Origin of the sequence: Plantibacter sp. RU18 (assembly GCF_050613355.1) — a bacterium.
Lineage (GTDB): Bacteria > Actinomycetota > Actinomycetes > Actinomycetales > Microbacteriaceae > Plantibacter.
In genome coordinates, this window is record NZ_CP159618.1 from 4,538,930 (window position 1) to 4,551,132 (window position 12,203).

A 12,203-nucleotide genomic window follows, 5' to 3' on the forward strand; every position below is an offset into this window, starting at 1 on the left:
GCTCACGTCCAAGACCGAGCCGGCCACCGCAGGCTACACCACCTTATGGGGCACTACTCTGTCACAACTTGTCCACCACTCGGATCGTGGAGTCCAATATCGTGCCGTGCGCTACACCGACCGCCTCGCTGAGGCAGAAGCAGTCGCCTCGGTTGGGTCCAAGGGCGACAGCTACGACAACGCGATGGCCGAGGCGCTGAACTCTCTATTCAAGGCCGAACTGATCCGCAACCTCGGCCCGTGGAAGGGGATCGACGAGCTCGAGATCGCGGTCGCGGAATACATCGACTGGTACAACCACCGCCGGCTCCACGGCGAGATCGGACACATCCCACCCGTCGAAGCCGAGAACAACTTCTACACGCAACTGCCCACCATCACCGTGATGGAACGGGTCTAACCGAGCCTCTACCAAACCCGGGGCTTGACACTCATGCAGGAGACCGATCCCGACAAGTTCAGCAACGCGTTGAAGCCGGTGTATCACCCCGAGGCCATGGCAGACCCCCGGACGGAGCGAGAACTTCTCCAGGAAGCACACAAATGGCAGGTGGTGAAGAGCTTCGAGACGAGCAAGATGCGTGGCCGGGGAAAGAGTTCAACGTGGAAGTTCCTCGTCGAGTACCTGACTCGGGCAGACGAAGACATGCCGGTGTCTGGAGTCGAGTTCGCTGCGGTCCTCACGATCTCGGACCTCAAGGGCGAAGCGCCCGTCTTCCAACAGATGCGTCAACAGCTCGGGGCACTCGGAATCCGAACCGCTGATATCAGAACCGGAGTGCGGACGCGCGTCATCACAGGCTCCTAGCCACGCGGAGCAGTCTTGCAGGAGTTCGCCGAACGGGCGTTCGGGGGCGAGGCTGAACCTACCTCTTGCCCGATGGAGCTTTGTCGACTCCACTGGTCGCGGACTTCGATTTTTGCGTCGAGGCGCTGCTGCGCGTCACGTACTTCCCAGTAGTCGGGCTGACGCGAGCGCCGCTCACGCGATACGCACCGTTTCCAAGACTCTGGAAGGAACTGCTGTCGTTCGTCATGATCTCGCCTCCTTCGATCAGCTTAACGACTCTAAGCCACGAAGTCTGCAGGAATCACCTGAAGCAGGGTCTCGCTCCAGTCGTTGGCGATTTCAAGCGCCGCATCGAACCACATGGCCCGAGACTTGAAGTGCGTCGCGGCCGAACCAGGCAGCCCTACGCTGATCACGGCCATCGCCATCTCGGGATGGCCAGGCACTACGACACGTACTGGAACAGCAAACACTGTCCCCCAGCGGCTGGTCGAGCCATCTTCAATGTCTTGGAAGACGATGTCCTCCGCACCCAAGGCTCGACCAGCAACCCACCGACTGTCATGTCCGCTCTCAACATGACGAAGATCCTCTGCTGACTTGTAGATCCTGTCCTGCGCCGCGTATCGAGCCACGCTGCCGTTCCCGTCGGCGAGCCACAACGTGACGTTGAGATGATCGACGTCGAATGCGTCCTTCAACCTGCTTGCATTCAAGCCAAGCCGGTCAGAATACGATTCCTGGAGGTCCGCGAACTGTGCAACGTGCGCTTTCCACATCGCGTCAGCACGCTCTTGAGGTGCTCGATAGTTCGACGCGTGTACGTAGCGAAGTTCGCGGATGATTTGAGCCGCGTCCGTGAAGTCCTCCACGATCACGGGCTTCAGACCGGCGGAACTCCACTGCTCAGCGAGCGCCCGTTCCAGCTGACTGAACTGATCGCGGGACACCCCGAATGCCTGCCGGGCCAAAAGAACCACAGCGGCGTTTTCGTCCGGCGCTTCAGCTAGCGCGACGTGGAGCCACCGACGAACATCAGGGTCCCGGTACGACGTTCCTGCAATGACGATGGCCCCTTGACTAGCCGACTCTCGAAGGATCTGCTGCTGCCACGAGTCCTGGTTACCAAGGAGTTCGTTGAAATCGGACAACGTGAGCACGACACCTTCGGAATGCGAGGTCGACGCAATACCGTGCAGATGGTGAACTACGTAGACACCGTCCGGTCGAGATCCATCAATTCGCGAGTGCACAGCCGCGTCGTCAAGATCGATTTTTGCCGCATCCTCCAACAAAGTGTCGAAGTTCAGGGTGATCAGGGTCGTCTCCGAAGCAGGTCCGGCTAACGCGTGACCTGCGGCCGCAAGGTGGAGTGCGGAGGGCGAGAGGTCGCTCAGACCTCGATACAGCGCCGATCGAATCTGCTGGTCCCAGCGATCACCCAGGGCGTTACGAGCAGCCTCTGCGACCAGCAGGGGGTCCTGACGACCGACAAGTAGCGCCGCGGCTTCCGCGTCTGTGACAGATCCACTCTTTAGCAAGAGGCGTGTCGCAAGCTCGTCCCAACCAGGGAGGCCTGACGAGGTTGAGGCACCGGCACCGAGTAGTAGCGTCACGTGTCGGTCGCCGCCTGCGTCCCTAAAGACGTCCATCTGCGCGGCAGTGAGTTCGGGAGCGCTCATACTCAGATCGTGCCAGACATGACACCTTGCCCTGGCATCGAAACGAAAACTAGTCCTCTTGCAGCTCAGCTTCAGCTGCGCATCACAAGGCAGCTGACTCTAGATACCAACCTTGAGTTGCGATCCCCATCCCGATTCCCCATCTATACAGCACTTCTCACGAGATCATCGATACCTGCCATCAAAGGCGCGAGGCCTGCCGGTGCCAGGTGCCCGTAGCGGTCAAGGGTGATAGACGGTCGAGCATGTCCCAGGGCACGTGACACTGACAGTAGATCGGCACGAGCTTCAGAAAGTGCGATCGCAGCGAATGTGTGTCGCAACCCGTGCACACTGATCCGAGCGATGGGTTCAGAGCGCTCCTGATTGGCGCGAGACAACGCCCGCGTGACCGTGTCTGAAACGTACCGTTTTCCGATTGCTTGACCGCGGAGTCGCGGACTCTCGAACATCCAGTCTGACTTCGGGCGGCGCCCTGCCTGCTTCTCCAGAAGCGGCAAGACCACCGCCGGAACGGGCAAGACGCGCCGGCTTGCCCGAGTCTTCGTGGCGTCAGTGTCGCCTCCCGAGTTCTTCACACGAAGCTGACCTCCATCGAGGTCGCCGACGACGAGGGATCGAGCTTCGCCGGCCCGCAAACCCATGAGGCCGAGAACGGAAAGCAGCGCCTTCTCCCGCTCACTCGCAGCAGCTGCGATCACAGCCATCAACTCAGCTGACGACCAGTGGGCAGACTCCTGATGCCCCAGAGAGACGATGATGCCCTCACTGGGGTCGCCCTCGACCATCTTGTCCCGAATTCCACGCTTGATTGCAGCGCGCAACAGCTCAAGCTGCTTCTTCCGGCTCGATCGCGCGAGCTCCGATCGCTGGGACCAAATTTCGATCTCTGTCGTATCGATCGTTGAGACCTGGCGGTCCCCGAACTGACGGCGCACACCATGTGCGTGGTGCTGATCAGCTTCGACGGTCTTCGGCGCCCGGTCGCTCTTCGCGGCGAGGTGGCGATCGAGAAGCGTGTTCACCGTCAGTGAATCTCGGCGGATGCGCTGCGCTTTTGGATCCCCCATCTGGTTGGCGTCATCCAGATACGCCTGAGCCTTCTGATGCTCCTTGTATGACTGCTTACGCTGCGGAGCACTCCGTCCAACGCCGTCGCGCCACCGCCGCTGCCAGCGATCACGACCTGCCCGCCTCCTTTCAACAACCTCACTCTTCGAGAGGTTGGCCCAGAGATCCTGAACAGTCACTCCCCCTCCCGGCGACTAATCTCCGAGCGCAGCTCTTCACTACTGAACGCCGACAGGACCTGACGCGCCAGGGCCGCTCGCCCAGCAACTGCCGCCACTGCATCCATGTCCGCCGCTACGGTAGGCGCGTTGCCGGACTCGGTCACCTCGGCGAGAAGATCTGCGGCTCGCGCACGCCCAACGTTCCGCCAGATCTCTGGATCCACATGCAGGACAGCCGAGAGACGCACGATTGTGCGGTCCGGAGGGACCGCGACGTGGGGCCGGCCGTCGCGGTAGCGGATTCCGCTGAGCGCGATCGAGATGGTGCCCACACTGAGCCCAGTGGCAGCCGCAAGGTCCGCGACCGTCAGACCGGACTTCTTGTAATGCGCCTTCAGGAGTGCGGACTCCGGCGGGCTGAGGACCGCCTCTTCATTCGTGGTAGTGGTTTGCATAGAAGACAGACTTGCACAGATTCACTACCCGTGTCATCGTCAGTGTGTAGTGATTCGGTGAAAATAGTAGAGAGTTGGTAGGTATGCCCATAAACGAGACATTCAACCTCACCCTGGCCGAGCTTCTCAGGCACGCCAAGAAGAACTGCATCTTGCTGTCCGTCAGCGACATCGCCGAGCTCGCCAAACTCACGCCTTGGTATGTGCGTCAGCTCATCGCTTCAGGCGAGATTCGCGCGATCAACGTCGGCGGCACTGGCAGACGCACTCGATGGCGAATCGATCCGGACGACTTTCAGAACTGGATGGTCGGACGAGAAAACCGCAGGCGGGATCTGACCGCAGCCTAAGTCGCCCGCCGCCCCAACAAGTAAGGCCGCCGAGCTCCACACTCGACGGCCCGACACGAAGATCATGAGAGAGAGCCTTCGAGTGTCTACCGATATTTTCGCACGTTCGACCGCGAACGAACAGCCCGACGACCCGAGTTCTGCCGACGCCTTTGTCGGCGGGGGGACTGGGGGGAATGGGGGTAGCCCGTTCTCTTCAGGACCCCGGGACACACACGCTTCCAAACCTCGCAGCACGATGGTTCTGGATCCTCAGCCACCTCAGCGAGCCCGAGTTACCTTCCCCCCGGACCCCCCAATCCCCCCAACCACCCGCGAGTACGTCGGCACGACGGAGGAACACGCTGAAGAGCTGATCCGCAGCGCAGTGCCCTCCGAGACCGCTGCTGCCCACGCGGTATACAGCGCCACGAGACGCGAAGATCTCCCGGACGGCGCCCAGTGGATCGTTGATCAGCACGGGCCTGCCGTCCTTCCGGCGCTCGTCTATCCGATGATCGAGCCCGACGGCTCGCGAACCTGGCAGCTCAAGCCGCAGTCGGGAACCGTCATCGGCGAGGACGGCAAGCCGATCAAGTATGTGTCGCCACCTGGGAACCTCAGTCCCCAGCTACCTGTTGTCCGCACGGTTGCCCAACCGAAGGGTGTACTCCTCGTGGAGGGCGTCAAGCAGGCGTTGGCCGCCGACGCGTGGGCTCCCGAGGACTGGTCGATCTATCGGTTCTGCGGGATTGACGGGTGGTCGCGCGATCGAACTCCTACGAAATACCTCGACGTCGTCGAGGACCTCCCGGTGGTCATCGTGCCTGATGCTGATGCGGCAACGAACCCTCGGGTATTCGATGGCGCCACGCGACTTGGAGATGCCTGCAGGGAGTGGACCTCGACTGTCAGCTTCGCGCGCATTGCAGGCACGTCCACCGCCGGTATCGACGACAGGTTGGGGGCGATCGACGGGGACGACCGTCGACGCAGGCTCTTTCGGCGCTGGATTGCCGGAGCGAAACCAAAGCCTGCGGATGGCCGGCCAAAGCCACCCGTCGCCCCGGTTTCGCATTCTGGAGCGACACCACGGCGTCGCATCAATGTCGGAGCCGACCGACTGCGCGTCATCGAAGAACTGGAAGCGGTCCTTCGTGACAATTTCGACCGCCGCGAGCTCTTCAGCTATGGAGGTGTTCTGTGCCAGCTCGTGCCTTCGGAAGATGGCCCAACTCTGGAACGACTGACCGACGGCGATCTGAATCGGCTGATTTCACGTTCTGCCGAGACAGTCCGTGTGAGCGACCGTGGCGTCGAACGACACGACTGGCCCGACACGAACACGCTGAAGTCACTAGCAGCGGGCCACCGTCAGTACACGCGCCTCGATGGAGTTTCATCGGTTCCTGTGGTTCGACGCGACGGTTCGATCGTCACGACGAACGGCTACGACCCGGAAACGCGCCTGCTGGTATTGCTGAGCTCTGATCTCGAGGGACTGACGGTTCCAGACCATCCGACCGACGGCGACCTGCGCGAGGCCAAGCGTCTTCTCATGGAAGATCTCTTCGTCGACGAGCGCTACAAGTCGGTGCACGGACACTCCGGGTTCCCCTTCAAAGCCGACGCCGATGTGGCCCACGCGTTCGCCGCCCTCCTCACGCCACTCATTCGCAATCTCGTGAGCATTGTTCCCCTGTGCGTCATCGACGGATTGACCAGTCGAGTCGGAAAGGGGCTGCTCATCCAGTGCCTGGTCATGGTGATGACGGGTCACCCGCCCGATCTCAGCAACCTTCCCCGCGATGACGAACAGGAGCTTCGCAAGCTGCTCACGTCGATGCTGCTGGCCGGTCGAACGATCATCGTCTTCGATGAAGCACACAAGCTGAACTCCCCTGTGCTCTGCCAGGCACTCACCGCTCAGGTCTGGTCGGATCGGGTGCTCGGTGGAAACAAGCAAGCGCGCCTCCGCAACGTCGCCTCTTGGTACGCGGCCGGCAACCAGGTTGAACGCTCTGGCGACATCGCCAATCGCACCTACTCAATCCGCCTACACACGAACGAGCCGAATCCCCAAAACCGCACGGCGTTCAAGCATGATCTTGGGACCTGGGTCCCGGCTCATCGGGCCGAGCTACTCCGAGCTTGTCTCATCCTCGTTCGCGCATGGTTCGATCGTGGCCGCCCGAAACCCAAGGCAGTTCCGACGGTGCTCGGCGGGTTCGAACAATGGCGCGAAGTGATTGGTGGAATCCTGGAAGTGGCAGGTGTCGATGGTTTTCTCACGTCCGTCGACCAGGAAAGACTCGCGGCCAACTTTGAGGAGCAGTGCGAGCGCGCCCACCTGGAGTCTCTGGCCGCGCGATTCGGAACCGGAGCTACTTTCACTTCGAAACAGGGCGCCGTCTACCTTGCGACCGACGTCGACGCTGAGGCCCCCTACGGCCTTGACCGCCTTAAGGATAAGGAGGATCCCCGCTCGCTAGGCCGACACTGGGCGACCATCGCCGACGTTTGGAAGGGCGACCTCCGACTAGTGAGAACGGGCCAGAGTCACGGAAACGTAGCGAAATGGAAGCTCGAGCAAGCCGCTCAGTCTGCCGCCTCAGCCGGTGGTTCAGTCGCGACCCATTCAACAGGACTCCCTTCGCAGGCTCCGCAAACGCGCACCGCGCACCGGTCGAGCGAGAAGGGCCGGCGGATGCCGACGATCGTCGACCTTGATGAGGCGGCGGCATGATGCGCACCATCTATCTCGACATCGAAACTGCCGACGCAGGCGAGCTCTACACGTACGGAAGCGAGTTCTGCCGACTCGCCGGCTACGCGGTGAACGCCGATCCCGTGCGATTGACGACTGACATGCGTGAGTTGACGGACGAGATCCGACGCGCCGATCGCGTCGTCGCGCACAACGCCATCGGCTTCGACCTTGCAGCTCTCGCAAGATGGCACGATCTTGACGTCGGGAAGCTGGTCGATGCAGGTTTGGTTCGTGACACATTGATTCTCGCGCGGCACAATGATCCGCCGCTTTCCGGTCATATCGACGACGGCCGATACGGACTCGATGCACTGGGCCTGCGCTTCACAGGCGTCGGAAAAGAATCGTCCGCGTCCGGCAGCTCCACACTGCAGATCCTGGCGTCGAAGTTCGGTGGCTACGACCGGATCCCAGTGGACGACGCTGACTACCGTCGCTATCTCGTCCGGGACGTGGAACTTCTGCGCGCTGTTGCTGGACACCTGAATTGCGACGCCTACGCGCTCCGTGAGCATCGAGTGCTGTGGCGGCTCGGCGGCATCTCGAGAGCCGGGTTCCGTGTGGATGTGGATGAGGCGCGACGTCGCATATCGGCCCAGCACGCTCGCATCACCACACTCAAGTCGAAGCTACATGCCTTCGGTCTGCCCGAAGTCGGCAAGGCTCCCCAGCGCACGAAGGAAGGGATCCGGGCGCTGGAGATCGCATTTGCAGAGTTCGGAATCGATGCTCCCCGAACCGCGAAGGGGAGCCTCGCGACTGGTCGAGATGCGCTCACCCGGCTGCTGGAGTTGCACCCGAAAAATCTCCGACTACAAGACCTAGTCGAGACGCTCCGAGCGCTGAACGGTGAACGATCTGTGGTGCAGTCCCTCATCGATCACACTTCTGATGAAGGTCGGGTTCATCCATCCGTCGATGCTCGTCAGTCCACCGGCCGCATTTCAGTTACGAGGCCAGGACTGACCGTGATGGGAAAACGCGACCGAGCGAACGTCCTGGAGCGATCCCTCTTGCTGCCTGACCGGGGTGATGTGCTCATCGCGTTCGACCTCAGCCAAGTCGATGCCCGAGCGATCGCAGCGCATTGCCAAGACCCCGGATACATCGCAGCCTTCGCCGCTGGAAAGGACTATCACACCGAGATGGCGGTCGAGCTGTTCGGCGACCCACAGCGCAGGTCGGACGCCAAGCCAGTCACCCACGCAACGACCTACGGCATGGGTGCCCGTGGCCTCGCCGCATCTGCCGGTATCGGGCAGGCGGACGCACAAGCCCTCCTCAACAAGCTCGACAGCCGCTTCCCGAAACTCGCTGTATTCAAACGCGAAGTGCGAGCGGAGGCCAAGCACAGTCAGCTCCTGTGGAACGCCTTTGGTCGACCTATGAGGATCGAGGAGGGACGCGAGTACACGCAGGCACCGGCGGCCATCGGACAGGGCACAGCTCGCGACCTCATGATGGAGGGCATTCTTCGTCTACCGACGTGGCTCCTGTCATGCCTGCGCGCGATCGTGCACGACGAGATCGTCCTTTCCGTTCCAACGGACCGGGCCGACGAGGCGGAAGCTTCAGTGCTCAAAGCCCTGCAATTCTCATTCCGACCTCCCTCAGCAGATCTGGCGGTGCAGGTGCTCGCCGAGAAGTCTGATCGCGGGCGCGATTGGTGCGACTGCTACCGAAGCGAGAAGCCGTACTGGTCCGAGGTCGCGCGCGATCATCGCGAGCAACCCGGCTGCGACGACCCCCTGTGCACATGGCATGCCCCTCTTGTGAAGGCCGCATAGCACTGCAGTTCGCGGCAAACCCTCCATCCCAATACTCGTTGTGGACTGATCTCTCCACGCGAGTTGACGTGTCCCTCGAATACTCTTCGGGAGCCGGCCACCTTGTCTAGGTGCCTGGCCATCTCCAGAGACGCGATGGTTGAGCAACCTCAGGACCTCTGCTGGCCCCTGACGTCATCCAGCGGGGGAGCAACGCGGAGGAGATGGTGGCGGCAGCCCGGACGCGCGGAGGGCGTGGGCACCCTCGAGGCATCCCCACAGGGATGACGAAGAGGGCCAGGAGCGAAGCGACGCAGTGAGGGCCTGAGGCGCGAAGCGACGAGGGTGAGGAAGACCCGGAGACCGAGCGAAGCGAGAGGCTCAGGGGCGCCCGAAAAGCGTGTCGGCTATGCCGACCACCAGGCTAGATTCCGACGAGCGCAGCGAGGAAGGAAACGACGACTGGTGCCACGCTCCCTTATGCCCTTTTCCTTTCTCCCACGCATTCGGAGCTTCAGCGGAGAATCGGGGTCATAATTGCTGCCTCATCAGGGGCAACGGTGTAATTTCACACTCTTGAATCAGCTGCATGGATCGAAGATTCATTGCTTGCGGCTGATTCAAGCGCCTCCGTTGGGCCTGGTTAGACGGGGTTGGGCTGAATCATGGTTTGGAACGAAGTGGCACCATGATTCGGACCTGGAGCGCAGCGACGCAGAGGTTGGATACCGCTCTTGTATCCGACCTCGCCTCCACCCCGTCGCGGCCGTGGGCACACGGTCGTTGTTGCTCTGTAGGCAGCGCGGAGCTCGGCTATGCCGTGCTCCTTTCCTTGGCAGCTAACGCTTGCGGCACCGCCGCATCATCGGGCGCGACGAAGGAGTGTCCGAGGGCCTCGCGACAGCCGTTCACGGCGTCCATGATGTTGCGCGAAGCCTCCGTGGAAGCATCTGCTTGGCGACGAGAGTCGACACCTCCGTGGTCGCCTGGTTCGATGCTCCGGTGGACACCGAAGTGGTCGCCGAATGGGAGCAGCACCGCTGCGACCTGGCCACCCGATCGCTGCCACCTCGAGGCGCGGGCGAAGCCTCTGTGCTCCCTGCGCCGAGTCACAGAATCGGCTACCGAGTTCGTCCCTGGATCCGTCCCGGAGGCGCTGGAACCTTCGCACGCTGTTGCTGCCACCACTCTCACCGACCGGTCCTTGGCCTCATCGATTTCCGAACCCGCGGCCACTGTTGCACTCTCGATCCCGCGGGTTCGGAAATTGTGGCGAACCGCTCTTGCTCACTCGGCCATCTCGGCTCAAGATTCGGCACGCGTGTCGAATCTGGACGGTGCGCTCCATGCCGACGGGGCGTAGCCCCCGAGGACGGCTTTGGCCCCCAGGCTCCCGCCGGCGCGACGGACAGCAGCTGGGTCACCAGCAGTCGGCCGGCGCTCTGTTCGCCGCACACTCCTTCGGGCAGAGATCCCGGAGACCCTCATCCTGCGAGCAGCCCCATCGAAGGGGGCGGGGAGCGGCCTGGAAGTCTCCGCGATCCTGCTGCATCTTGGGCAGCCAACCCTTGTTGCTGAGCGTCTATCGATTGGCGCTTTCCAGCGACTGAGGATGAGGCTGAAGGAGGCACGACGGAAGCCGTGAGACGAAGGAGCTGGAGGAGCTCCGAGCGATAGACGCATGGCTGACCGATCGCGTGAATACGCTCCACGCTCCCGCCCATCACAGCCCGTTACCTGGGGGTGAATCCGGTGAGTATCACCGGGTATCTTTGGCCATTCTCTGGTCATCATCCGGTCACCTGTGACCGGCTACGGGCCGGATACGGACCGGTCACCGAACCGCGAAACGGAATAGCGGGCACGCAGTGTCCGTGTCAAGCCCCGGGTTTGGTAGAGGCTCGGTTAGACCCGTTCCATCACGGTGATGGTGGGCAGTTGCGTGTAGAAGTTGTTCTCGGCTTCGACGGGTGGGATGTGTCCGATCTCGCCGTGGAGTCGGCGGTGGTTGTACCAGTCGATGTATTCCGCGACCGCGATCTCGAGCTCGTCGATCCCCTTCCACGGGCCGAGGTTGCGGATCAGTTCGGCCTTGAATAGAGAGTTCAGCGCCTCGGCCATCGCGTTGTCGTAGCTGTCGCCCTTGGACCCAACCGAGGCGACTGCTTCTGCCTCAGCGAGGCGGTCGGTGTAGCGCACGGCACGATATTGGACTCCGCGATCCGAGTGGTGGACAAGTTGTGACAGGTCCCGGCCGGCACGCTGCCGCGTCCAGACGCCCATCTCGAGAGCATCGAGGGCAAGCTCGGTGTGCATGGTTGTGGAGAGCTGCCAGCCCACGATCCGGCGGGAGAACACGTCCAATACGAACGCGGCATACACCCAGCCGGAGAACGTCCGAATGTAGGTGATGTCCGCAACCCAGAGGCAGTCCGGTGCCGGTGCGGTGAACCGTCGGTCAACGAGGTCCCCCGGACGATCCGTGAATGGCCCAGGGATCGTCGTGCGTGGCCCCTTGGCCCGCGAGATCCCGCGGAGACCCTCCCGACGCATGAGCCGCTCGATCGTGCACCTGGCCACCCGGTGGCCGTCGCGACGCAGCTGCGCATGGACCTTCCGGACGCCATAGACGCCATAGTTCGCTTGGTGCACGGCACGGACCTTCACCACGGTGTCCTCGTCACTGACGGACCGCTGCGAGGGCGGCCGAGACCGCGCGGCATAGTACGTCTGCGGGGCAATCGGCAGTTCCCTGCAGATCGGCTCGACCCCGAACTCTTCCTTGTGTTCATCGATGTAGGCGATCATCTGCTGTGTGGGCGGTCGAGCTCCGCCGCGAAGAAAGCCGACGCGCTCCGCAAAATCGCGTTCGCCCGCCGCAACTCCCTCACCTCACGCTCCACCTCGACCAGGCGAACCGCAGTATCAGTGGACGTCCCCGAACGCAGACCCCCATCGACCTCGGCGCGCTGGACCCAGCCACGCAACGTGTCCGACGGGACACCAAGCTGCCGGCCGATCCTGGTACACACACCACGGCGGCCCCCATCCGCATCACGCGCCTCGAACACAAGGCGCACTGCACGCTCTCTCAATTCCGCCGGGTACTTCCTCAAAGCTGGCATACTCCTCATCCTTTCAGGACGATCAGAGTCTCCATCAAACCAAGGGCAAGACAC

8 protein-coding genes, 1 pseudogene and 1 other annotated feature are annotated in these 12,203 nt (G+C 62.2%); of the genes and pseudogenes, 5 read left to right on the forward strand and 4 right to left on the reverse strand.

The genetic code is table 11. From position 1 onward, the window contains the following. Window positions 1–61: 61 nt before the first annotated feature. Window positions 62–400 (forward strand): annotated as a pseudogene (locus ABMA10_RS21595) (integrase core domain-containing protein); the annotation flags it as partial. A 33-nt stretch (window positions 401–433) separates the two neighbouring features. Further along, window positions 434–808 (forward strand): hypothetical protein, encoded by a 375-nt coding sequence (locus tag ABMA10_RS21600; protein ID WP_431030999.1) that lies wholly within the window; start codon window positions 434–436, stop codon window positions 806–808. Window positions 809–1,068: 260 nt separating this feature from the next. Here the strand turns inward: ABMA10_RS21600 and ABMA10_RS21605 are convergent, their stop codons facing one another. The 3 genes from ABMA10_RS21605 to ABMA10_RS21615 all read right to left on the reverse strand — a co-directional run bounded on the left by ABMA10_RS21605 (window position 1,069) and on the right by ABMA10_RS21615 (window position 4,159). After that, window positions 1,069–2,472 (reverse strand): SIR2 family protein, encoded by a 1,404-nt coding sequence (locus ABMA10_RS21605; protein ID WP_347869909.1) that lies wholly within the window; start codon window positions 2,470–2,472, stop codon window positions 1,069–1,071. 143 nt (window positions 2,473–2,615) lie between these two features. After that, a complete protein-coding gene (locus tag ABMA10_RS21610) occupies window positions 2,616–3,722 on the reverse strand; it encodes a tyrosine-type recombinase/integrase (RefSeq protein ID WP_347869910.1) in 1,107 nt (368 codons plus the stop codon). Further along, on the reverse strand, window positions 3,719–4,159 hold the full coding sequence (locus ABMA10_RS21615; protein WP_347869911.1) for a helix-turn-helix domain-containing protein: 441 nt from the start codon (window positions 4,157–4,159) through the stop codon (window positions 3,719–3,721). The genes ABMA10_RS21610 and ABMA10_RS21615 overlap by 4 nt, the downstream gene beginning before the upstream one ends. Window positions 4,160–4,242: 83 nt before the next feature. On the opposite strand from ABMA10_RS21615, the gene ABMA10_RS21620 reads away from it, so the two are divergent. The 3 genes from ABMA10_RS21620 to ABMA10_RS21630 all read left to right on the forward strand — a co-directional run bounded on the left by ABMA10_RS21620 (window position 4,243) and on the right by ABMA10_RS21630 (window position 9,045). After that, window positions 4,243–4,509, forward strand: a complete 267-nt coding sequence (locus tag ABMA10_RS21620; protein ID WP_347869912.1) for a helix-turn-helix domain-containing protein — start codon at window positions 4,243–4,245, stop codon at window positions 4,507–4,509. A 367-nt stretch (window positions 4,510–4,876) separates the two neighbouring features. Further along, entirely contained in the window at window positions 4,877–7,234 is a 2,358-nt protein-coding gene (locus ABMA10_RS21625; protein WP_431031000.1) for a hypothetical protein, read from the forward strand. Beyond that, on the forward strand, window positions 7,231–9,045 hold the full coding sequence (locus ABMA10_RS21630; RefSeq protein WP_347869914.1) for a DNA polymerase: 1,815 nt from the start codon (window positions 7,231–7,233) through the stop codon (window positions 9,043–9,045). Before ABMA10_RS21625 ends, ABMA10_RS21630 begins: the two co-directional genes overlap by 4 nt. 1,884 nt (window positions 9,046–10,929) lie before the next feature. Here the strand turns inward: ABMA10_RS21630 and ABMA10_RS21635 are convergent. Beyond that, a protein-coding gene (locus ABMA10_RS21635) for an IS3 family transposase (RefSeq protein ID WP_431031001.1) occupies window positions 10,930–12,149 on the reverse strand; the annotation gives its coding sequence in 2 pieces (ribosomal slippage) (window positions 10,930–11,870 and window positions 11,870–12,149; 1,221 coding nt in all). Then, window positions 11,758–11,871: a sequence feature (AL1L pseudoknot), on the reverse strand. (Overlaps the previous gene by 114 nt.) Window positions 12,150–12,203: the final 54 nt, after the last annotated feature.

Bases quoted from the DNA above. Each gene is read 5' to 3' on its own strand.
- ABMA10_RS21600 (WP_431030999.1), top strand. From the start codon at position 434: ATGCAGGAGACCGATCCCGACAAGTTCAGCAACGCGTTGAAGCCGGTG.
- ABMA10_RS21615 (WP_347869911.1), bottom strand. From the start codon at position 4,159: ATGCAAACCACTACCACGAATGAAGAGGCGGTCCTCAGCCCGCCGGAG.
- ABMA10_RS21605 (WP_347869909.1), bottom strand. From the start codon at position 2,472: ATGAGCGCTCCCGAACTCACTGCCGCGCAGATGGACGTCTTTAGGGAC.
- ABMA10_RS21630 (WP_347869914.1), top strand. From the start codon at position 7,231: ATGATGCGCACCATCTATCTCGACATCGAAACTGCCGACGCAGGCGAG.
- ABMA10_RS21620 (WP_347869912.1), top strand. From the start codon at position 4,243: ATGCCCATAAACGAGACATTCAACCTCACCCTGGCCGAGCTTCTCAGG.